This window comes from Streptomyces lunaelactis (assembly GCF_003054555.1).
GTDB lineage: Bacteria > Actinomycetota > Actinomycetes > Streptomycetales > Streptomycetaceae > Streptomyces > Streptomyces lunaelactis.
In genome coordinates this window covers 1284369-1305063 of sequence record NZ_CP026304.1, presented here as the reverse complement: position 1 = coordinate 1305063, position 20695 = coordinate 1284369, and the positions used below count along the sequence as shown (strand labels likewise).

Here is a 20695-nt window from a genome sequence, read left to right as displayed (position 1 = left end):
TCTCTGGCCTTTCGTTGGTGCGTGTGCGTGTGCGTGTGCGTGTGCGTGTGCGTGTGCGTGTGCGTGTGTGGTGTCCTGCGCCGCGAAGCCGGCGCCACCCACCTCACCCCGCACGTACCGCCGCGCACACCGCCCGGCACACCCGCGCCAGATCCCCGTCCCCCGTCACATACGGCGGCATCGTGTACACCAAGTCCCGGAACGGGCGCAGCCACACCCCGGCCCTCACCGCCGCCTCCGTCGCCGCCGCCATGTCCACCTCGTGGTCCAGCTGTACGACGCCGATCGCGCCCAGCACCCGTACGTCCTTCACGCCCGGCAGCCCCTCCGCCTCGGCGAGCCCCTCCCGCAGACCCGCCTCCAGGCGCTTGACCTCCTGCTGCCAGTCCTGGCCGAGCAGCAGGTCGATCGAGGCGCAGGCCACCGCCGATGCCAGCGGATTGCCCATGAACGTCGGGCCGTGGGCGAGGACCGGGACCTCGCCCAGCGAGATGCCCTCCGCCACCCGTGACGTGCACAGCGTCGCCGCCATCGTGAGATAGCCGCCGGTCAGCGCCTTGCCCAGGCACATCACATCCGGCGAGACCCCGGCGAGCTCCGCCGCGAACAGCGCACCCGTACGCCCGAACCCAGTCGCGATCTCGTCGAAGATCAGCAGCACCCCGTGCTCGTCGCACGCCGCCCGCAGCACCCGCAGATACCCGGGGGAGTGGAACCGCATCCCGCCCGCGCCCTGCACCACCGGTTCCACGATCACCGCGGCCAGCTCGTCCGCGTGGCGGGCGACAAGATCACGCAGGTCCGCCGCGTACGACTCGTCGAATTCCGCCGGCGGCGCCTCCGCGAAGATCTGGCGCGGCAGCACCCCCGACCACAGCTCGTGCATCCCGCCCTCGGGGTCGCACACCGACATCGGCTGCCAGGTGTCCCCGTGGTAGCCGCCGCGCCAGGTCAGCAGCCGCTGCTTGGCCGGGCGGCCCACCGAGCGCCAGTACTGCAGGCACATCTTGACCGCGACCTCGACCGAGACGGAGCCCGAGTCGCAGAGGAAGACATGCCGCAGCGGCTCGGGCGTGATCTCGACCAGCCGGGTGGCCAGCCGTACGGCGGGCTCATGGGTGAGCCCGCCGAACATCACGTGGCTCATCCGCTCCAGCTGCCCGTGCGCCGCCTCGTTGAGGACGGGGTGGTTGTAGCCGTGGATCGCCGACCACCAGGACGACATGCCGTCGATCAACTCGCGCTGTCCGTGGACGGGTTCGGCGAGCCGCAGCCGTACGCCGGACGCGGACTCCACGATCAGCGGGTCCGTACGGCCCGGCATGGGGCCGTACGGATGCCAGACATGGGCCCGGTCCAGCGCCAGCAGCTCGCCGGGGCCGTAGCCGGAGTGCGGCCCCGGGCGGTGAGGGGAGTCAGGCATTGGGTGCGAGATCGGTACCGGCGCCCCTGCGGCGTACCGCGACCAGGTCCGTACGTGCCGCCGAGACCTCCGCCTGAGCCGGAGCCCCCGCAGGGGCGTCTCCGCACGGCTCGCAGCCGCCGGAGTGCGACCCGCAGCCGGCGCCGGCCGCGGCGTCCACCCGGTGCTCCGGCAGCGTCGTCGTGTCCGCGCCCTCCACCTCGAACCCCGCGTCCGCGATCATGTCGAGGTCGGCCTGGCCCGCCTGGCCCTCGCTGGTCAGATAGTCACCGAGGAAGATCGAGTTGACCAGGTTCAGCGCGAGGGGCTGCATCGAGCGCAGATGCACCTCGCGGCCGCCCGCGAGCCGTACCTCCACATCCGGGCAGACGAACCGCGTCATCGCCAGAATCCGCAGGCAGCGCTGCGGGGTCAGGTTCCACTCCTTCGCCAGTGGCGTGCCCTCGAAGGGGATCAGGAAGTTCACCGGCACGGAGTCCGGGTCGAGCTCGCGCAGCGAGAAGACGACATCGACCAGGTCCTCGTCGCTCTCACCCATGCCCGCGATCAGGCCGGAGCACGCGGACAGACCCGCGGCCTGCGCCTGGTGCACCGTGTCCACCCGGTCGGCGTACGTGTGGGTGGTGGTGATGTCCCCGTATGTCCCCTCGGACGTATTGAGGTTGTGGTTGTACGCGTCGGCACCCGCGGCCCGCAGCCGCTCCGCCTGACCGCCCGAGAGCAGTCCGAGACAGGCGCAGACCTCGACGCCCTCGTTCTGGTCCTTGATCGCCTCGATGGTCTTCGAGACCCGGTCGACATCCCGGTCCGTCGGGCCGCGGCCGCTCGCCACCAGGCAGACCCGCTTCGCCCCGCCCGCCACGCCGGCGGCGGCCGCCTTGGAGGCCTCGTCGGGCTTGAGCCAGGTGTACTTGAGGATCTCGGCCTTGGACCCGAGCCGCTGGGAGCAGTACGAGCAGTCCTCAGGGCACAGCCCCGACTTCAGATTGACGAGATAGTTCAGCTTCACCCGCCGTCCGAACCACTGGCGGCGCACCTTGCCGGCCGCGGCCACCACCTCGAGCAGATCGTCGTCGGAGGTCGCCAGTACGGCGAGCGCCTCTTCACGGGTCGGCAGCTCGCGCCGCAGCCCCTTCTCCACCAGCGTGTTCAGCAGGTCCATGGCGCAGATCCTGACGTACGGCACATGCCGCGGCCAAGGCGGAAACCCACAACAGAGCAGGTTTGAGGTGTGTGCATGGCCACATCCGTTCCTCGAGCGAGCCCGGTTAGGGTCTGTGCGCTGCCTACAAAAGGACCGGACCACTATGACCCAGGATCCTTTCGACTGGATCGACGACGAGTCGCGCCGCCGTGCGGCCGCGGGTCTCGTGCGTACGCTCCGCCCGCGCGCCGCCGACTCCGAGCTGCTGGATCTCGCCAGCAACGACTATCTGGGCCTGACCCGCCGCCCGGAGATCACCGAGGCGGCCGCCGAGGCCGCCCGCCGCTGGGGCGCGGGGGCCACCGGCTCCCGGCTGGTCACGGGCAGCACCGCGCTCCACGCCGAGCTGGAGCGCGAACTGGCCGCCTTCTGCGGCTTCGAGGCCGCCCTGGTCCTGTCCTCCGGCTATGCGGCCAACCTCGCCGCCGTGACCGCGCTGAGCGGCCGCGACGCGCTGATCGTCTCCGACGCGGGCAACCATGCCTCGATCGTCGACGGCTGCCGGCTCTCCCGTGCGGAGACCGCGGTCGTCACCCACGCCGACGTCGAGGCCGTACGCAAGACACTCGAAGCGCACCCGGGGCGGCGCGCCCTCGCCGTCACCGACTCGGTCTTCTCGGTGGACGGCGACGCCGCTCCGCTGGCCCCTCTCGCGGACGCCTGCCGGGAGCACGGCGCCGCGCTGCTCGTCGACGACGCGCACGGGCTCGGCGTACTCGGCGAGGGCGGCCGCGGCGCGCTGAACGCCGCGGGACTCGCGGGCCGGGACGGTGTGGTCGCCACCCTGACCCTGTCCAAGTCCCTCGGCAGCCAGGGCGGAGCGGTGCTCGGCCCGGCGCGCGTCATCGACCATCTGGTCAACACCGCCCGCACCTTCATCTTCGACACGGGCCTGGCTCCTGCCGCGGCGGGAGCGGCGCTGGCGAGCCTGCGGCTGCTGGGCCGCGAGCCCGCGCTGGCCGGCAGTGCCCGCGCGGTCGCCGGCACGCTGCACCGCCGCCTGACGGACGCGGGCCTGACCGCGGTACGTCCGGAGGCGGCGGTGGTCTCCGTACGGGCGCCGTCACCGGAGTCCGCCCTGCGCTGGGCAGCGGACTGCCGCAGCGCCGGGCTGGTCGTCGGGTGCTTCCGTCCGCCGTCGGTGCCGGACGGCATCTCGCGCATCAGGCTGACGGCCCGGGCGGATCTGACCGATCAGCAGATCGAAACGGCGATCGCCACGATCATCGAGGCCGCGCCGGTCGGTTGAGGGTCCGTACGGTCGGTTGAGGGTCCGTACGGTCGGTTGAAGGTCCGTACGGTCGGTTGAAGGTCCGTACGGTCCGGTTGGGGGTCCGGTCAGTCCACGGTGCCGTCGTGGACCGCGGTGAGGAACCGCGACCAGGCGGTGGGGGAGAAGCGCAGAGCCTGACGCGCGATGTTCTTCGAGTCTCGTACGGAGAGCGTGGCGTCGGGCAGCCGGGCCGCCTCGACGCAGTTGTTCATTCCCACGCTGCGGCTGCTGCGCCGCCACCGTAATTCGTCCTGTGCGAGGAGGTCTGGCATGGGGGTGCCTCCCTGTGAGCCGTCACTGATCCGGGATCCGGGCGATGAGATCCAATGAGTCCTCGGGCGACAGTGCCCGCGCCTGCATCGTGCGGAAGGCGGCGCAGTACACCGCAAGGTCTTCTTTCCGCTCGAGGTAGAGGCTACTCGTCAAGTGGTCGAGAACGACTACGTCCAGATCAGAAATGTTCGGAAAGGAGAAAATAACGAAAGGACCTGTGAGGCCGACATACCCGCCGACCGAGAACGGCAGCACCTGGAGCCGCACATGGGGCAGTTGCGCGGTCTCCGCCAGCCCACGCAGCTGATCCCGCATCACCTGACGACCGCCCACCTCGCGCCGCAGCACCGCCTCGTCGAGTACCGCACTCAGCTCCAGCGGCTGCTCCGCGCGCAGCACCGACTGACGGGCGAGCCGCACCTCCACCAGCGAGTTCACGGTCGCCGCCGGCAGATCCTCCAGCGCCGCCCGGGTCACCGCGAGCGCATAGTCCGGTGTCTGCAGCAGCCCGGGGACCACCGAGGTCTCCAGCGTCCGCACCGCGCAGGCCTGCGACTCCAGACTGATGAAGTCCCGGTACTCGGTCGGGATCAGCCCGCGGTACCCGTGCCACCAGCCGCGTCCCCCGCCGTCGGCCGCGCCCGCCAAGATCTCGAGCAGCGAACGCAGTTGGCGGTCGCCGACCGCGTACGCGTCCAGCAGCAGGGTCACATCAGCGGTCCTGACCCCGCTGGTGCCGGTCTCGATCCGGCTCACCTTGGACTGGTGCCAGCCGGCGAGCCGCGCGGCGTCCCGGCTGGTGAGGCCCGCTGCCAGGCGCAGCCTGCGAAGCTCCTCGCCGAGCTTGCGGCGGCGCACCGCGGGTCCGTGCCGCATCTCGCGCTCCTTCCCGTCCCCGCACTCGTGTGTCCGGCCGACAGCCGACCGGACAGCCGACCGGACTCGGGCAGACCTCCGGCCGTGACCAAGGGGTGAGTCTCCGCCCAAATACGGTCTCGCGTCGTAGAGTTCACCGCTTTGAGCGACAGATATATGCACATCTTGGTGGATCACCACCTCTGACGGCACGATCAGTGGCACTCTGGCGCGAAGCGCAATCCGTGGCCGCCCTCGCATTCATCCGCTACGAGTCGGAGCCCGGCCCCGGTGGGAAAGGGACAGCGTCGCCATGGCAGACCATCAGGAAGCCTCCCTCACTCTGCCGAGCGATCCCGCCTCGGTCTCCGAGGCCCGCAGATACGCAACGCACGTCATCGCCGAATGGGGCCTGCCGGTCGAGACCGAGGCCGTCGACACCGTGCGGCTGATCGTCTCCGAGCTCGCCACGAACGCAGTCCAGCACACCTTCGGCCAGTCGCCGACCTTCACCGTCGACCTCCGTCTCGACCGGGACGAGCAGCTGCGCATCGGCGTCACCGACAGCCACCCCCGCTGGCCGCAGCGGCTGCCGGCCGCCGTCCGCCAGGACAACGGCCGCGGCATGGTCATCATCCGCAGCCTGACCGCGGAGTGGGGTGGACAGCTCTCCGTCACGCCGACCCCGGAGGGCGGCAAAACCGTCTGGATCGCCCTGCCGTGGTCGGTCCCGGTCCAGGGCTGACGCCCCCGGAGGGTACGCCTCAGGCCCTGTCAGGCACCCCGCCCGGACTTCCCCGGGGCCGCTTAGCCGCCTGCGCGGCCGAACGTGCCGCGCAGCAGAGCCCGCAGGGACTCGGCGGCGGGACTCGACTCCCCGCCCCGGTGCGCCACCGAGATCGTCCGCCTGAAGGCCGCCGGCTCCAACTGCCGTACGCCGAGCGGCGTCGCGGACATCCCCGCGACCATCTCCGGCACCACCGCCACCCCCAGACCCGCGCTGACGAGCGCGCACACCAGCCCGTAGCCCGGTGACTCGCACACCACGGCAGGAGCAGCCCCGGCCCGCGCCAGCGCACCCTCCACGCCCTTGCGCGGCGGATGCGACGGCGCGCTGCTGATCAGTGGCTGTCCGGCCAGCTCGGCCACCGGGAGCCGGCCCGAGCCGCCCGCCAGCGCATGACCGGGCGCCGTCACCAGCACCAACTCCTCCACGAGCAGCGGTTCCAGCACGACGCCCGCGGGCGACGGCGCCGGATCGGCGGGTTCGTACGCATGGGTCAGCGCCAGATCCACCTCGCCGGCCGCCACCGCCAGGACGCCGCCCGGCGGCTCGTACTCCGCGACGGTCAGCTCCACATCCGGATGCGCCCGGCGGAAAGCGCTCAGTACCGGCGGCAGCAGATGGATGCCGACCGTGGTGAAAGTGCCCACGCGCAGCCGCCCGCCGGAGAGCCCCGCGAGCCGCGCCAGCTCGTGCCTCGCCCGGTCCATCTCGTCCAGCACCCGGCGGGCCCGGGATGCCAGCAGCTCGCCCGCAGCCGTCAGCCGTGCCCCACGGTGGTGCCGCACCAGCAGCGCCGCACCCGCCTCGCGCTCCAGTTTGGCCAGCTGCTGGGAGAGCGCGGGCGCGGTGTAGCCCATACGGGCGGCGGCGCGGGTGATCGAACCGGCCTCCGCGACCGCCACCAGCGCGGCCAGTCGTGTCGGGTCGTACATGCCACCCCTTAAGCGTTTCTTTAGGCAGACCCCGAGGATTCCAAGTACACGCTAAGGCCTGCACGGGTCCAGGATGGTCGGCATGGACGCACAACTGATCGCCTTCATCGGGGTCGCCGCGGGCATGGTCGCCATGCCGGGCGCGGATTTCACCGTCGTCGTGCGCAACGCTCTCGCCTCCCGCCGTGCGGGTGTGGCCTGCGCGGTCGGCGTGGCCGGGGGACTTGTGGTGCACACGGCGCTGGCGGTCGCGGGACTCGCGGCCGTACTGGTCGCGGTGCCGGTGCTCTACCGGACGCTGCAGATCGTGGGCGGCGCGTATGTGCTCTACCTCGGCATCAAGGCCGTGCGCGCCGCGCTGCGTCCGGGGCTGGAGGTGGCGGAGCCCGACGGAGCGCCGGCCGGCGGCGTCCGGCGCAGTCTGCGGCAGGGCTTCCTCACCAACGTCCTCAACCCGAAGGCGCCGGTGCTGTTCCTCAGCCTGCTGCCGCAGTTCGTCCCGGAGGGCGCCCCGGTGCTGCCGCGCACGTTGCTGCTCGCGACGATCGTCGTCCTGCTGGCGCTGCTGTGGTTCCCCATGGTGGCGCTGCTGGTGGACCGGCTGGGCGGGTGGCTGCGGCGCCCGCGTACGACGCGCGCGGTGGAGGGGGTCACGGGAGGGGCGCTGACGGCGCTGGGCGCGACGCTGCTGGCGGAGCCGCTGACGCACTGAGGCGGCGTCCGCTGCGCGGGGTCCGGGGCGGAGCCCGGAAACCGTCAGCGGACCCGGCCGTACCACACGCGCTTCGACCAGATCTTCTCCAGCCGCACCACCGACCCCGACTTCGGCGAGTGCCAGATCTTCCCGCTCCCCGCATAGATCCCCACGTGGTACACGGAGCCCCCCGAGTGGAAGAAGACCAGGTCCCCGCGCTGCCGCGACATGCGCGAGACATGCTTGGACTTGTTGTACTGCTGCTGGGCCGTGCGTGGCAGCTTCTTGCCGGCCTTCTTGTACGAGTAGAGCGTCAGGCCCGAGCAGTCGAACCGCGACGGGCCCGCGGCGCCGTAGCGGTATGGCGCCCCCCTCTTCGAGGCCGCCACCTTGAGGGCCTTGCCCGCATGGACCGTAGTCGCCGCGTGTGCCTCGGACGCGGCGCCCGGCGCCAGCATCGAGCCCCCGACGGCCGCGAGGGTCAGGGCCGATACGGCACCCGCCCGGGAGATCAGAGACGGGACATGAATCTGCGCGGTCATGCGCAACCCTTCGTCAGCCGCCTGTGAAGGATGACCTGTCGGGTTCGGACGGACGAAGATGCCCGGCCGCGGATGCGGCTTCACCCCTAGGGACGGCCGGTCTGTCCGGCCACCCCGTCGTGCTCGGGTCCTCCACTCCTGCCGATGCACTTCTGTCGACCAGACATCCGGAGCGGCGGCAGGACTCGGCGTCCACCCGGACCGCCCCGCCGAGGTGGCGGGGGCTTGTCGTCTCTGGGATCTTGACCCACACCGTGCCGGATTTCCGAGCCGAAACGACGGTATGTGAGTCTCGTCACCCTTGATCTGTTCGGGTGGACAGGGCCGTTTTTGTGACCGGTCCGCGACAGCTGCCGACCCCTGCACCAGCAGCGGAACGACTCATTCCGCCAGATCGGTAGTCGTGTTGCGCAAGTTGTCCGGTACTGCGGTTGAGGCGACTACTACACCGAACGGGGTACACACATTCGTACTCCGATGGCGTAGACGAGAGCAGAGGGCACGTCAAGGCATGGAAGCTGGAGGCATCGTCACGCGGCGCGCCCTGCGCTCTCCGTCGAGCACTCTGAGCGCCCCGGCGAGTGTCGCCGCGTGTACCTCGCTCTCGCCGCGCGTATGCATCAGCGTCAGGGCCTCCTTGAGCGCGCCGGCCCGGCCCACCAGGGCCTGGGCCGCGCGGAGTGCGCCATAGGTGTGCGTCGAGCGGGCCGGATTGATCTGCCCCAGCAGATCGACGACTTCGAGATAGCTGTCGATGAACTCGGCCTCGGCGCGGGTCAGCGCGGGCAGCGGCGGCAGCTCGGGTGGCAGCATCGGGCGCTCACCGCGAACCGGGGCTGATGAGCGAGGTCTTGCGGTTCTTGATCACGTGGTCCACCAGGCCGTAGGACTTGGCGTCCTCGGCGTCGAAGATCTTGTCGCGCTCCAGGTCCTCGGTGACCCGCTCCGGTGTCTGGCCGGTGTGGCGCACGAACATGTCGGTGAGTTGGGCGCGCAGCCGCAGCAACTCCTGCGCGTGGATCTCCAGATCGGACGGCCGGCCCCGCAACGGCTCCTCGAAGGCGGGCTGCTGGACGACGATCCGGGCGCCGGGCAGTGCCATCCGCTTTCCGGGGGCGCCGGCGGCGAGGAGAAGGGCGGCGGTCGAGGCTGCCTGGCCCAGGCAGGTCGTCTCGATGTCGCAGGTGACCACCTGCATCGTGTCGTAGATCGCCGACATGGCGCTGGGTGAGCCGCCGGGGGAGTTGATGTACAGGGAGATGTCGCGGTCCGGCGCCGCGTACTCGAGGTGCAGGAACTGCGCGATCACGTCATTGGCCGAGGTGTCGTCGACGGCGGTCCCGAGAAAGATGATCCGCTCCTCCAGCAGCCTGGAGTACGGGTCGAGGGTGCGGGTCCCCGAGCTGGTGCGCTCGGTGAACTGGGGCAGGACGTAGCGGGCGTCAGGGCGGTTCATGACGTACCTCTCCTCATGCACGGGCCTGTTCGGGTCTCTGTAAAAAATGTACAGGACGTACAGATCGTAAGATGGTGAGCATGGCCTACGAGATTCCGGTGACGCAAGCCCGCGCAGAGCTGGCCGAACTGATCAACCGCGTTGTCTACGGCGGGGAGCGGGTCGTCGTGACGCGCCACGGGAAGCCGCTCGTGGCGCTGGTGTCCGCCGCTGACCTGGAAAGACTCGAGAGCGAGCAGGAGGCGGCCGAGGAGCAGGTGATCAGCTCGGTCTCCTCGCTCGGCTCCGCCGCGTCCGCTGCCGGCGAACGGGGGCGCTTCGGTCTGGCGGCCCAGACCCCCCGCCACGACCAGCGCTGACCGCGCGCCCCCACACGTAAAGGCCACGCGCCACCACGCGCAAAGGCCGCGCGTCCCCGTCCGCTACAGCGGGGACGCGCGGCCGGTCGAAGGGCTGGGCTGCCAGGTGCGTCGGCAGTCGCCAGGTGCCGCGTCAGCCGACGGGTACCGGTTCGGCCGCCCGGTGTTCGGCGGTGGCGACGGGCCGTCCGCGCCGCCGCCGCCCGCCCACCAGGACGGCGGCCAGCCCGAGCGCGGCCCAGAGCGAGAGCGTGAGGACCGCGCTCCCGGCGGCGCTGCCGTCGAAGTACGACACCGAGCGGAGCAACGTCGCCCCCGCGCCCGGCGGCAGCCACTGGCCGATCAACCCGGCCGGATCCGGAAGGAGTTCGGGCGCGCTCGCGGCGCCCGAGAACGGGTTGCCGATGAGCACCATCAGCAGACCCCCGAGGCCGAGACCCGGTGTGCCGATCAGGGCGGCGAGGCCGGACACGGCCGCGCCGATGGCCAGAACGGTCAGCCCCAGCACCCCCGCCTCGGACCACCAGGGGCCGCCGAGCACCCCGAGCCAGCTGTCGGCGAGTGCGGCGGCGGTGATGCCGACCAGGGCTGCGGCGCCGATCAGCGCGGTCGCCGCACGGGCCCCGCGCAGCTTCATCAGCGTCACGACGGCCCCGGCCGCCATACCGGCCAGAGCGAGCGGCAGGATGCTCGCCGCCAGCGCGCTGCCGCGCGGATCGCCGGCGGGTGTCGGCACGACATCCGTCGCGTGCACCTGTGTGCCGGCCGGTGCCTGTGAGGTGACGGCCTCCGTGAGGAGCTGGGCGACCACCGGGCTCGCCGCCGACGCGGTCAGCAGCCGAGGCCCTTCGGCGGTGGCGACCACGGCTCCGTATACGACCCGGCCCTCGATCGCGGTGCGGGCGGCGGCCTCGTCGTCGTAGCGGTGGACGTCGAAGGCTCCCTCCCGTTGCTCGAAGCCCTGCTCCAGCCGGGCGGTCGCGGAGGCCGGTCCCGCGATGCCGATCGGTACGTCACGAGGCGCGGTGCGGGCCGCGGGCCAGGCGAAAGCCCACAGGGCCAGCGCCACCAGGACGGGGATCAGGACCATGACCCCGACCATGCGTCGGGTGGGCGTAGCGGACATGATGACGCTCGATTCAAAGAGAAGGATCGTTCGTTTTGCTGTTGCCCCACTGTCCCGTCGGGGTCGGTCCTTGTCAAGAATGAATGTTCGTTTTAAATTGGCGCCATGGCCCGCGTATCCCAGGAACACCTCGACGCCCGCCGCCGCCAGATTCTCGACGGCGCCACCCGCTGCTTCGCCCGCAACGGGTTCCATGCGACATCGATGCAGGACATCCTGCGTGAGGCGGGTCTGTCGGCCGGTGCGGTCTACCGCTACTTCCGCAGCAAGGAGGAGCTGATCGCGGCCATCGCCGACGAGGCGTTCGCCACGATCCGCGGGGCCTTCGAGGACGCCGCCCGGACGGCTCCGCCGCCCACGCCCGACGTGCTCCTCGGGCGCGTGATGCGCACGATGCTGGAGGAGCATGTGCCAGGCGGCGACCGGCAGGCGTTCGCTCGACTGATCGTGCAGGTGTGGACCGAGACGCTGCGCAACGAACTGCTGGCCACCACCCTCGACGAGGGCTATACCGGGATGCGCCAGGTCTGGGCGAAGCTGGTGGACGCCTACCGCGACAACGGCCTGATGGGCGCCGATGTACCCGCCGACCATGTCGCGCGCACCCTCATTGCCACCGCCCAGGGCTTCATCGCCCAGCAGGCGCTCTTCGGTGACGTCCAGGTCGAGGTACTGGAGAACGGGCTGCGGGGTCTCATGTCCATGCGGGAGACCAAGATCAGTTAACGCGGTGGAAAAACTTCCCGCCTAACGTTCAACCGCTCGCCTCAAGGCACTCATGCATTGGTCAACAGAGTGTTGAAGCGAGTGAGGGTCCCGCCGCGCCCAGGCGGGTCCGGTCCGGACGACAGTGAGGTGGACGCGTGCAACTCTCTCCGCACGAGCAGGAACGCCTGCTCATCCATGTGGCCGCCGACGTGGCGGAGAAGCGCCGGGCACGCGGACTGCGGCTGAACCACCCCGAGTCCGTCGCCCTGATCACCTCGCACATCCTCGAGGGCGCGAGGGACGGCCGCACCGTCGCCGAGCTCATGGCCTCGGGCCGCAAGGTCCTCGATCGCGCCGACGTCATGGACGGCATCCCCGAGATGATCCACGACATCCAGGTCGAGGCGACCTTCCCGGACGGCACCAAGCTCGTCACCGTCCACGACCCGATCGTCTGAGGGGTACGAGGATGATTCCCGGAGAGATCCTTTACGGCGACGGGCCCATCGCCCTGAACGAGGGCCGCGAGGTCACCCGCCTCGCGGTCGTCAACGCCGCCGACCGGCCCGTCCAGGTCGGCTCCCACTACCACTTCGCCGAGGCGAACCCGGGTCTGGACTTCGACCGCGCCGCCGCGCGCGGCAAGCGACTGAACATCGCCGCCGGAACCGCCGTGCGCTTCGAGCCCGGTATCCCCGTCGACGTCGAACTCGTCCCCCTCGCCGGGCTGCGCACCGTCCCGGGGCTGCGGGGAGAGACCGGAGGTCCTCTCGATGCGTGAGCTGAACCGCGCCGTGTACGCCGATCTCTTCGGCCCCACCACCGGCGACCGCATCCGGCTCGCCGACACCGACCTGCTCGTCGAGATCGAGGAGGACCGCTCCGGCGGGCCCGGACTCGCGGGCGACGAGGCCGTGTTCGGCGGCGGCAAGGTGATCCGCGAGTCGATGGGCCAGTCCCGTACGACCCGGGCCGAAGGCGCACCCGACACCGTCGTCACCGGCGCCGTGATCGTCGACCACTGGGGCATCGTCAAGGCCGACATCGGCATCCGCGACGGCCGGATCACCGGGATCGGCAAGGCCGGCAACCCCGACACCATGGACGGCGTGCACCCCGATCTCGTCATCGGTCCCGAGACCGAAGTCATCGCCGGGAACGGGAAGATCGTCACCGCGGGCGCCATCGACGCGCACGTCCACTTCATCTCGCCGACCATCATCGACCAGGCGCTCGCGACCGGCGTCACCACGCTCGTCGGCGGCGGCACCGGACCGGCCGAGGGCACCAAGGCCACCACCATCACCCCGGGTCCCTGGCACCTTGCCCGGATGTTCGAGGCGATGGACTCCCTGCCCGTCAACATCGGGCTCCTCGGCAAGGGCAACACCATGTCCCGCGAGGCCATGCACTCCCAACTGCGCGGCGGGGCACTCGGGTTCAAGATCCACGAGGACTGGGGCGCGACCCCCGCCGTCATCGACGCCTGCCTGAGCGTCTGCGAAGAGACCGGCGCGCAGCTCGCCATTCACACGGACACCCTGAACGAGGCGGGCTTCGTCGGCGACACCCTCGCAGCCATCGCGGGCCGCACGATCCACGCGTACCACACCGAGGGCGCCGGCGGCGGGCACGCACCGGACATCATCACCGTGGTCTCCGAGCCGTATGTCCTGCCCAGCTCCACCAACCCGACCCGGCCGCACACCGTCAACACCATCGAGGAACACCTCGACATGCTGATGGTCTGCCACCACCTCAACCCGGCGGTGCCCGAGGATCTCGCTTTCGCCGAGTCCCGGATCAGGCCCTCCACCATCGCGGCCGAGGACATACTGCACGACCTCGGCGCCATCTCGATCATCTCCTCCGACTCCCAGGCGATGGGGCGCATCGGCGAAGTGATCATGCGCACCTGGCAGACCGCGCACGTCATGAAGAAGCGCCGTGGCGCACTGCCCGGCGACGGCCGCGCCGACAACCACCGCGCACGTCGCTATGTCGCCAAATACACGATCAACCCGGCGGTCGCGCAGGGCCTCGACCGCGAGATCGGCTCGGTCGAGACCGGCAAACTCGCCGACCTGGTGCTCTGGGACCCGGCCTTCTTCGGTGTCAAGCCGCAGCTCGTCATCAAGGGCGGGCAGATCGCGTACGCGCAGATGGGCGACGCCAACGCCTCCATCCCGACCCCGCAGCCGGTGCTGCCGCGCCCGATGTTCGGTGCGCTGGGGCGGGCAGCGGCGGCGGGCTCGTTCAACTTCGTCGCAGGGGCGGCGATCGAGGACGGGCTGCCCGAACGACTCGGCCTGGCCAAGAAGTTCCTGCCCATCGCCAACACCCGGCAGCTCACCAAGGCCGATATGCGGGAGAACGACGCACTGCCGCGCGTCGAGGTCGACGCCGACACCTTCACGGTGACGATCGACGGCGAGCCGGTGGAGCCCGCGCCGGCCGCGGAACTGCCCATGGCCCAGCGCTACTTCCTGTTCTGATGAGTACGCCATGAGCCGCGCTGCCCTGCTCGTCCTCGCCGACGGCCGGTTCCCCGCCGGCGGCCACGCCCACTCCGGCGGCGCCGAACCGGCCGTCAAGGCGGGACGGATACGCGATGCCCACAGTCTGGCGGACTTCTGCCGGGGCCGGCTGCACACCGCCGGCCTCACCTCGGCGGCACTCGCCGCCGCGGCCACCCTGGGCCTCGACCCGCTGGAACTCGACGAGGCCGCCGACGCGCGTACGCCCTCGCCCGCCCTGCGGACCACCGCCCGGAAGCTCGGCCGGCAGATGATGCGCGCCGCCCGCGCCACCTGGCCGAGCCAGGAGCTCGACGCACTCGCCGCGGCCCGCCCGCGCGGCGCACACCAGCCCATCGTGCTCGGGCTCGCCGCCCGCTCCGCCGGGCTCGGGCCCGAGGACGCCGCGCACTGTGTGCTGTACGAGGCGGTCAGCGGCCCGGCCACCGCGGCGGTACGCCTCCTCAGCCTCGACCCCTTCCAGGCCACCGCGGTCCTGGCCCGGCTGGCGCCCGAACTCGACGCCGTCGCCGCCCAGGCCGCGCGGGCGGCTGCCGATGCGGCCGTCGAAGGGCTCGACGCGCTGCCCGCCGCCTGTGCCCCGCTGCTCGACATCACCGCGCAGGCGCACGCCGCCTGGCCCGTACGCCTCTTCGCCTCGTAGGACCGACAGGAGCCGCACCATGCACATCGACCACGCCCACGACGGCCCGGCCGCCGTCAGCGCCGACGCCCGGCGTCCCGACGGCACCCGGCGCGCCCTGCGGATCGGCCTCGGCGGACCCGTCGGCTCCGGCAAGACGGCGACCGTCGCCGCGCTCTGCCGTGCCCTGCGCGACCAGCTGTCCATCGCCGTCGTCACCAACGACATCTACACCCGCGAGGACGCCGAATTCCTGCTCCGTAACGCCGTACTGCCGCCCGAGCGCATCCAGGCCGTCGAGACCGGCGCCTGCCCGCACACCGCGATCCGCGACGACATCTCCGCGAACCTCGAAGCCGTCGAGGACCTGGAGGAGAGCGTCGGCCCGCTCGATCTGATCCTCGTCGAGTCCGGCGGCGACAATCTCACCGCCACCTTCTCCAAGGGGCTCGTCGACGCCCAGGTCTTCGTCATCGACGTCGCGGGCGGGGACGACATCCCGCGCAAGGGCGGCCCGGGCGTCACCACCGCCGACCTGCTCGTGATCAACAAGACCGACCTCGCACCCCATGTCGGCTCCGACCTCGGCCGGATGGCGCGCGACGCCAGGGAACAGCGCGGTGAACTCCCCGTCGCCTTCACCTCTTTGAAGGACGAGGAAGGGGTGGCCCCGGTCGCCGACTGGCTGCGCGCACAGCTCGCCGCCTGGACCGCATGAGCGTCCGGGCCACAGCCCGTGTCGTCGCCACCCGCGACGGACTGCCGGTGCTGGAGAGCGACGGGCCGCTCGCACTGCGCCGCACCCGGGCCACCGGCCCCTGCACCCGGGTCACCGTCGTCGGCGCGATGAGCGCACCGCTCGGCGGCGACCGGCTCGCCATCGAGGCCGAGGTGCGGGAAGGGGCACGGCTCGCCGTCGACTCCGCCGCCGCGACCATCGCCCTGCCCGGACGGACGCCCGAACAGGCCCGCTACGACGTGCGGTTGACCGTGGGCGAGCACGCCGAGCTGCGCTGGCTGCCGGAGCAGCTGATCTCGGCGTACGGCAGCGATCTGCGCATGCGCACCCGGGTCGAACTCGCCGCCACCGCACGGCTGGTACTGCGCGAGGAGCAGATCCTGGGGCGGTACGGCGAGCAGCCCGGCAGCCTCACCACCCGCCTCACCGTCCACCGCGCCGGACGCCCTCTGCTGGACCAGGAGCTCGGCTACGGCCCGGGCGCCACCGGCGGCTGGGACGGCGGTGCTGTGCTCGGCGGGCACCGGGCGGTGGGTCAACTCCTCATCGTGGACCCCGCGTTCGAGGAGAAGCCCGCCGAGCCCCGGCTGCTGGGGGAGACCGCCGCTCTCACTCCGCTCGCCGGTCCTGCCCTGCTGGTCACCGTCGTTGCGCCGGACGCCCGTGAACTGCGCCGCGTACTCGACGAGGTGCTGCACACAGAACTGCCCGCGTAGTACATCCAGGGGCATTTCGGTGCACCGCTCAGCGGGACACCGCATACCGGTTATTGGTTCGGCAAAGAAACAGCCGTACGACCTGTTCCCGGCAGCCCCGCAGACGAAAGGATCCCCCGGAGAACTCGACAACAGAAGGGGGAGTTCTACGTGAGACGCACAGCAGTGCTCGGCTCGGCCGGCACTCTGATCGCGGGCACCCTCATAACGGGCGCGATCGCGGCTCCGGCCGCCAACGCCGAAAGCCGCCACAGCGGCTGGTCACAGGCGCGCGGCGTTCAGGTCGCTGCCGAGCGTGCAGCCAAGAAGGGCATCGACTGGGCGGACTGCCCGGCGGACTGGGGCTTCGCCAAGCCCATCCAGTGTGGCGAGGTGAGCGTTCCGCTCGACTACGCACGGCCGAACGGCAAGCAGATCAAGATAGCCGTCGACCGGATCGGCAACACGGGCACCAAGGCGGAGCGCCAGGGCGCTCTGGTCTACAACCCGGGCGGCCCCGGCGGCTCGGGCATGCGCTTCCCGACCCGGGTCACCAACAAGAACCCGCTCTGGGCCAAGACCGCGAAGGCGTACGACTTCGTGGGCTTCGACCCGCGGGGCGTCGGCCACTCGACGCCCATCTCCTGCGTCGACCCGCAGGAGTTCGTCAAGGCGCCGAAGGCCGACCCGGTGCCCGACAGCGAGGCCGACAAGCGCGCACAGCGCAAGCTCGCCGCAGAGTACGCGGACGGGTGCGCCGAGCGCAGCGGCTGGATGCTGGCGCACATGACGACGCCGAACACCGCGCGCGACCTGGATGTCATCCGGGCCGCTCTCGGTGAGAAGAAGCTCAACTTCCTGGGCGTCTCCTACGGCACCTACCTGGGCGCGGTCTACGGGACGCTGTTCCCGAGCCACGTCCGGCGCATGATCGTCGACAGTGTGGTCAACCCGTCGCGGGAGAAGATCTGGTACGAGGCCAACCTCGACCAGGACGTCGCCTTCCAGATGCGCTGGGACGACTGGAAGGCGTGGGTCGCCAAGAACGACGCCACCTTCCACATCGGCAACACCCCGGAGAAGGTCGAGCAGCAGTGGGTCAAGCTGCGTGCCACCGCCAAGAAGAACCCGATCGGTGGCGTCGTGGGCCCCGCCGAGCTCCTCGGGCTCTTCCAGGGAGCTCCGTACTACGACTCCGCGTGGGTCCCGGTGGCCTCCACCTGGAGCAAGTACCTCGCCGGTGACACGCAGGCCATCGTCGACGCCGCGGCCCCCGATATGTCGGACACCGCGGGCAACATCGCCTCGGAGAACGGCAACGCCGTCTACACGGCCGTCGAGTGCGCCGACGCCAAGTGGCCGACCAGCTGGAAGAAGTGGGACCGGGACAACACCCGGCTCCACCAGGACTACCCGTTCCTGACCTGGTCGAACGCCTGGATGAACCTGCCCTGCGCCACCTGGGGCGCCAAGCAGCAGACCCCGCTGAACGTCAGGACCGGCAAGGGTCTGCCGCCCGTTCTGATCGTGCAGGCCACCCGTGACGCCGCCACCCCGTTCGAGGGCGCCGTCGAGCTGCACAAGCGTTTCGAGGGCTCGCGTCTGATCATCGAGAAGGACGCCGGTTCGCATGGTGTGACCGGCCTGGTCAACCCGTGCATCAACGAGCGGGTGGACGCCTACCTGCTCAGCGGCAAGCTGGACAGCCGCGATGTGACGTGCGCCCCGCACGCCACGCCGAAGCCGTAAGGCGCAGCAATAAGCCGTAAGGCTCAGTAATACGGGGAGGGGCGGCCGGTCACGGCCGCCCCTCCCTGCTGTGCACCCGGTGCTTCAGCCCGCGATGTCCGCCGTCCGCGGCTCCGCGACCGACACGTAGTCGGCGGTGCGCAGCGCCAGCGAACGGTCCAGCCGTGCCGCGTTGAAGAAGATCTCCTCATGCTCCAACAGGGCCGGATCCACGATCAGTTCGAGCTCGGGGTCGAAGGAGAACGGCAGGATGGTGCCGCTCACGCTGCGGGCCAGCCGCTCCGCCACCTCCGGAGTCGCGAACCCGGCGTACGTACCGCCGAGAAGCCCCTTCACCGCGCCCAGATCCACCCTCCGGTCGCCCGGCACCACGGCCAGGACGTACCGCTTCTCCTTCTTGCCGGTCTTCACCATCACGACGATGCACTTGGCGGCCTGCGCCAGGGTGTTCCCGCGCAGCGCGCTGACCGCCTCGGTCGCGCCCTGCTCCTCGTGCTCGATGATCCGGTGCACCGCACCGCGCTCGTCCAGCAGCGCGATCAACTTGGCGTAGGTGTCGTGCTGTTCGCTCACTTCGCTCCCCGTCCGTGCTGCTCCAGCCAGGCGTCCTCGTCCGCGTAGCCGAAGAGGTCACCGAACGGAGCGTACTGCGCGGCCATCTTCGGGAAGGCGTCCGTCCATTCCTTGCCGTGCAGCTGCTCGACGAGCCACTCGACGGTGGCGGCCAGTGAATCCTCGTACGTGGTGACGGGGCGGTAGCCCAGTTCGCGCTCAGCCGCCGCGATGTCGTACACCACCGGATGCTCGAGCCCCCATGGTGTCAACCCGACGGACCCCGTCGGGGAGCCGCCCTCGATCAGCAGGTCTCGCTCCGCCGGCCGAGCATCCCGTCGATCGCCGTACCGATCTCGGCGGCCGTCGGCACCTCCGGGTCGCCCGCGTTGAGCACCCGCGAGCCCGGCCTGAGCGCCGCCAGCCGGATCAGCTCGGCGAGATTGGAGACATGCACCGGGTGGGCGCGCGGGGATGCCGGGCCCGGGCGAGTTCGCCGAGCGCGGATCCGCTCTCAGCTTCGGCGCCGCGGGAACTTCTTCGGCGGCTCCAGCTCGGCCTTCACCTCGGCGGCGTAGCGGTCCACGTACTCCTGACCGGACAGCTCGAGGATCGCGTACATGATCTCGTCGGTGATGGCGCGGATCGCGGCCTTCTCGTTCTCCATGCCCGCGTACCGCGAGAAATCCATCGGCTCGCCGAAGCGGACGGTGACCCGCTTGACCTTCGGCAGGACCTGCCCGGGCGGCTGGATCTCGAAGGTGCCCACCATCGCGCACGGCACCACCGGAGCCTGCGCCCGCAGCGCCATCACGGCGACGCCGACCTTGCCCTTGTAGAGCCGGCCGTCGTGGGACCGCGTGCCCTCGGGGTAGATCCCCAGCAGCTCGCCCTTGCTGAGCACCCCGAGCCCCTCGCGGATGGCCGCCTGGCCGGCCTCCTTGCCGGAGCGGTCCACCGGGATCTGTCCCGCGCTGCGGAAGAACGCGGCGGTCAGCCGTCCCTTCATGCCGGGCCCGGTGAAGTACTCGGCCTTCGCAAGGAAGGTGATACGCCGTTTGATGATCGCCGGCATCAGAAAGTGGTCCGAGAACGACAGATGATTACCCGCGACGATCGCAGCGCCCTCGGCCGGGATGTGCTCGAGTCCCTCGATCCTGGGGCGGAACAGCAACCGCAACAGCGGCCCCAGAATGACGTATTTGAGCACGTAGTAGAACACGTAAGGGTGCTCCTCACTCTGTCCGGACAGGCATCAGGGGTGCGTTGTGCCAGGTCATTGGGCGTCTCGGGAGAGGTCAGTGTATGGGCAGGTGCCGCCCCGTGTAAGCGTCTGCGACCGGACACGCGACGACTCGAAGTCGACCTTGTGACGGTGTGTCATACCGGCCGTACGGGCGATCCGCGGCGCCCGTACGTGTTACCCGGCGGCGCGGCCGCTTGCCCGCGCCGAGACCGGAGGGTGCCCTGGCCTCGTCCCCGAGCCACAGGAGTACCGGATGCACCGCATGGCCACCCTCGCCGCAGCCGCCCTGGTCGCCCTCGTCGCAGGCGTGCCCGCGCATGCCGCACCCGCGCACGTCGCACCCGCTGTCGGCGAGGCGCCCAAGCCCGCCCCGGGCCTGTTCCTCACCCTGTCCGGGGCCGACAACACGTGGATCCGCGGGGTCCTGCTGCAGTGCCCCGTCAAGCCCGGCGGGCCGCACCCGCACGCCGCGGCCGCCTGCAGGGCGCTCTCCGTCGCGCGCGGAGACCTGGATGTGCTGCCCGGCGACCCGCATCCGTGCGACAAGAGGTTCGATCCGGTCACGGTCGGTGCGACCGGTACCTGGCGCGGCCGCCTCACCGCCTGGCACAAGACCTATGCGAACGCGTGCGAGCTCGACGCGGCGACCGGAGCCGTCTTCCGTTTCTGACGCCTCTCACCGCTGTGACGCCTCGGGGCTGCCGCCCGCCGGATCAGTTGCCGCGCGAAGCGACCACCCCGATCGTCACAAGCCCGAGTACCACCCAGCCGAACCAGAGCCAGCCGTTGCTTCCGAGTGCCGCCGAATAGGCCGTCACGACCACCAGGGTCCCGACGGTGAGCACTCCCATCGCCTTCGTGGATCCGGACATGCGCGCCCTCCTCCGACGGCCGCGGCCGTCGCCCTCATCGTCACCCGACAG

Annotated in this window: 25 protein-coding genes, 1 pseudogene and 1 riboswitch; of the genes and pseudogenes, 13 read left to right on the top strand and 13 right to left on the bottom strand. The window is 70.8% G+C overall.

Translation table 11 applies throughout. From position 1 onward, the window contains the following. Window positions 1-103: 103 nt before the first annotated feature. Together SLUN_RS05640 and bioB are read right to left on the bottom strand one after the other, a co-directional pair. The gene (locus SLUN_RS05640) at window positions 104-1423 is read right to left on the bottom strand and encodes an adenosylmethionine--8-amino-7-oxononanoate transaminase (RefSeq protein WP_108147439.1); all 1320 of its coding nucleotides are present in this window, start codon (window positions 1421-1423) and stop codon (window positions 104-106) included. After that, complete coding sequence (bioB, locus tag SLUN_RS05635) at window positions 1416-2585, bottom strand: biotin synthase BioB (protein WP_108147438.1); 1170 nt, start codon at window positions 2583-2585, stop codon at window positions 1416-1418. The genes SLUN_RS05640 and bioB overlap by 8 nt, the downstream gene beginning before the upstream one ends. A 145-nt stretch (window positions 2586-2730) precedes the next feature. On the opposite strand from bioB, the gene SLUN_RS05630 reads away from it, so the two are divergent. After that, the gene (locus tag SLUN_RS05630; RefSeq protein WP_108147437.1) at window positions 2731-3876 is read left to right on the top strand and encodes an 8-amino-7-oxononanoate synthase; all 1146 of its coding nucleotides are present in this window, start codon (window positions 2731-2733) and stop codon (window positions 3874-3876) included. Between the two features lie 89 nt (window positions 3877-3965). Here SLUN_RS05630 and SLUN_RS05625 read toward each other — a convergent pair whose 3' ends face one another. Next, window positions 3966-4172: a DUF397 domain-containing protein gene (locus SLUN_RS05625; protein WP_108147436.1), complete on the bottom strand. Its 207-nt coding sequence runs from the start codon at window positions 4170-4172 to the stop codon at window positions 3966-3968. 22 nt (window positions 4173-4194) lie between these two features. Further along, entirely contained in the window at window positions 4195-5049 is an 855-nt protein-coding gene (locus tag SLUN_RS05620; RefSeq protein ID WP_108147435.1) for a helix-turn-helix domain-containing protein, read from the bottom strand. Window positions 5050-5341: 292 nt separating this feature from the next. Between SLUN_RS05620 and SLUN_RS05615 the strand changes: the two genes are divergently transcribed. Beyond that, window positions 5342-5773: an ATP-binding protein gene (locus SLUN_RS05615; protein ID WP_108147434.1), complete on the top strand. Its 432-nt coding sequence runs from the start codon at window positions 5342-5344 to the stop codon at window positions 5771-5773. Between the two features lie 62 nt (window positions 5774-5835). Here the strand turns inward: SLUN_RS05615 and SLUN_RS05610 are convergent, their stop codons facing one another. Continuing rightward, window positions 5836-6747, bottom strand: a complete 912-nt coding sequence (locus SLUN_RS05610; RefSeq protein ID WP_108147433.1) for a LysR family transcriptional regulator — start codon at window positions 6745-6747, stop codon at window positions 5836-5838. A gap of 82 nt (window positions 6748-6829) precedes the next feature. Between SLUN_RS05610 and SLUN_RS05605 the strand changes: the two genes are divergently transcribed. After that, window positions 6830-7459, top strand: coding sequence for a LysE family translocator (locus tag SLUN_RS05605; RefSeq protein WP_108154552.1), 630 nt, complete (start codon window positions 6830-6832; stop codon window positions 7457-7459). 44 nt (window positions 7460-7503) lie between these two features. Here the strand turns inward: SLUN_RS05605 and SLUN_RS05600 are convergent, their stop codons facing one another. From SLUN_RS05600 to SLUN_RS05590, 3 genes are all read right to left on the bottom strand, one after another. After that, window positions 7504-7983 (bottom strand): C40 family peptidase, encoded by a 480-nt coding sequence (locus SLUN_RS05600; RefSeq protein ID WP_108147432.1) that lies wholly within the window; start codon window positions 7981-7983, stop codon window positions 7504-7506. Window positions 7984-7986: 3 nt separating this feature from the next. Continuing rightward, window positions 7987-8142: riboswitch (cyclic di-AMP (ydaO/yuaA leader) on the bottom strand. A gap of 345 nt (window positions 8143-8487) precedes the next feature. Further along, window positions 8488-8796, bottom strand: a complete 309-nt coding sequence (locus SLUN_RS05595) for a hypothetical protein (protein ID WP_108147431.1) — start codon at window positions 8794-8796, stop codon at window positions 8488-8490. Window positions 8797-8803: 7 nt separating this feature from the next. Continuing rightward, window positions 8804-9439, bottom strand: coding sequence for an ATP-dependent Clp protease proteolytic subunit (locus SLUN_RS05590; RefSeq protein ID WP_108147430.1), 636 nt, complete (start codon window positions 9437-9439; stop codon window positions 8804-8806). Window positions 9440-9519: 80 nt separating this feature from the next. On the opposite strand from SLUN_RS05590, the gene SLUN_RS05585 reads away from it, so the two are divergent. Beyond that, the gene (locus SLUN_RS05585; RefSeq protein ID WP_108154551.1) at window positions 9520-9798 is read left to right on the top strand and encodes a type II toxin-antitoxin system Phd/YefM family antitoxin; all 279 of its coding nucleotides are present in this window, start codon (window positions 9520-9522) and stop codon (window positions 9796-9798) included. A gap of 133 nt (window positions 9799-9931) precedes the next feature. Here the strand turns inward: SLUN_RS05585 and SLUN_RS05580 are convergent, their stop codons facing one another. Further along, window positions 9932-10924, bottom strand: a complete 993-nt coding sequence (locus SLUN_RS05580; protein WP_108147429.1) for a hypothetical protein — start codon at window positions 10922-10924, stop codon at window positions 9932-9934. A 105-nt stretch (window positions 10925-11029) separates the two neighbouring features. Here SLUN_RS05580 and SLUN_RS05575 point away from each other — a divergent pair, with 105 nt between their 5' ends. The 8 genes from SLUN_RS05575 (at window position 11030) to SLUN_RS05540 (ending at window position 17974) form a co-directional block, all read left to right on the top strand. Continuing rightward, window positions 11030-11650, top strand: a complete 621-nt coding sequence (locus tag SLUN_RS05575; protein ID WP_108147428.1) for a TetR/AcrR family transcriptional regulator — start codon at window positions 11030-11032, stop codon at window positions 11648-11650. A gap of 137 nt (window positions 11651-11787) precedes the next feature. Then, a complete protein-coding gene (locus tag SLUN_RS05570) occupies window positions 11788-12090 on the top strand; it encodes an urease subunit gamma (RefSeq protein ID WP_108147427.1) in 303 nt (100 codons plus the stop codon). An 11-nt stretch (window positions 12091-12101) separates the two neighbouring features. Further along, window positions 12102-12413, top strand: a complete 312-nt coding sequence (locus SLUN_RS05565; RefSeq protein ID WP_108147426.1) for an urease subunit beta — start codon at window positions 12102-12104, stop codon at window positions 12411-12413. Beyond that, window positions 12406-14127, top strand: coding sequence for an urease subunit alpha (locus SLUN_RS05560; protein WP_108147425.1), 1722 nt, complete (start codon window positions 12406-12408; stop codon window positions 14125-14127). Before SLUN_RS05565 ends, SLUN_RS05560 begins: the two co-directional genes overlap by 8 nt. Before the next feature lie 10 nt (window positions 14128-14137). Beyond that, window positions 14138-14812, top strand: a complete 675-nt coding sequence (locus tag SLUN_RS05555) for an urease accessory protein UreF (protein WP_108147424.1) — start codon at window positions 14138-14140, stop codon at window positions 14810-14812. Between the two features lie 19 nt (window positions 14813-14831). After that, window positions 14832-15509, top strand: a complete 678-nt coding sequence (gene ureG, locus SLUN_RS05550; RefSeq protein WP_108147423.1) for an urease accessory protein UreG — start codon at window positions 14832-14834, stop codon at window positions 15507-15509. After that, the gene (locus tag SLUN_RS05545) at window positions 15506-16246 is read left to right on the top strand and encodes an urease accessory protein UreD (RefSeq protein ID WP_108147422.1); all 741 of its coding nucleotides are present in this window, start codon (window positions 15506-15508) and stop codon (window positions 16244-16246) included. Before ureG ends, SLUN_RS05545 begins: the two co-directional genes overlap by 4 nt. A 150-nt stretch (window positions 16247-16396) precedes the next feature. Beyond that, window positions 16397-17974, top strand: a complete 1578-nt coding sequence (locus SLUN_RS05540; RefSeq protein ID WP_108147421.1) for an alpha/beta hydrolase — start codon at window positions 16397-16399, stop codon at window positions 17972-17974. Between the two features lie 84 nt (window positions 17975-18058). On the opposite strand, the gene SLUN_RS05535 is transcribed toward SLUN_RS05540, so the two are convergent. From SLUN_RS05535 to SLUN_RS05525, 3 genes and pseudogenes are all read right to left on the bottom strand, one after another. Next, entirely contained in the window at window positions 18059-18547 is a 489-nt protein-coding gene (locus SLUN_RS05535) for a YbaK/EbsC family protein (RefSeq protein ID WP_108147420.1), read from the bottom strand. Next, window positions 18544-19031: pseudogene (locus SLUN_RS40940) on the bottom strand (NAD-dependent epimerase/dehydratase family protein); the annotation flags it as partial. The pseudogene SLUN_RS40940 and the gene SLUN_RS05535, both read right to left, overlap by 4 nt. 9 nt (window positions 19032-19040) lie before the next feature. Further along, window positions 19041-19748 carry a lysophospholipid acyltransferase family protein gene (locus tag SLUN_RS05525; protein ID WP_108147418.1) on the bottom strand — a complete coding sequence of 236 codons (708 nt, stop codon included), beginning with the start codon at window positions 19746-19748 and terminating at the stop codon, window positions 19041-19043. A gap of 277 nt (window positions 19749-20025) precedes the next feature. Here SLUN_RS05525 and SLUN_RS05520 point away from each other — a divergent pair, with 277 nt between their 5' ends. Continuing rightward, on the top strand, window positions 20026-20442 hold the full coding sequence (locus tag SLUN_RS05520; RefSeq protein WP_108147417.1) for an SSI family serine proteinase inhibitor: 417 nt from the start codon (window positions 20026-20028) through the stop codon (window positions 20440-20442). A 43-nt stretch (window positions 20443-20485) separates the two neighbouring features. On the opposite strand, the gene SLUN_RS39915 is transcribed toward SLUN_RS05520, so the two are convergent. Further along, window positions 20486-20644 (bottom strand): hypothetical protein, encoded by a 159-nt coding sequence (locus SLUN_RS39915; RefSeq protein WP_170146553.1) that lies wholly within the window; start codon window positions 20642-20644, stop codon window positions 20486-20488. Window positions 20645-20695 lie beyond the last annotated feature (51 nt).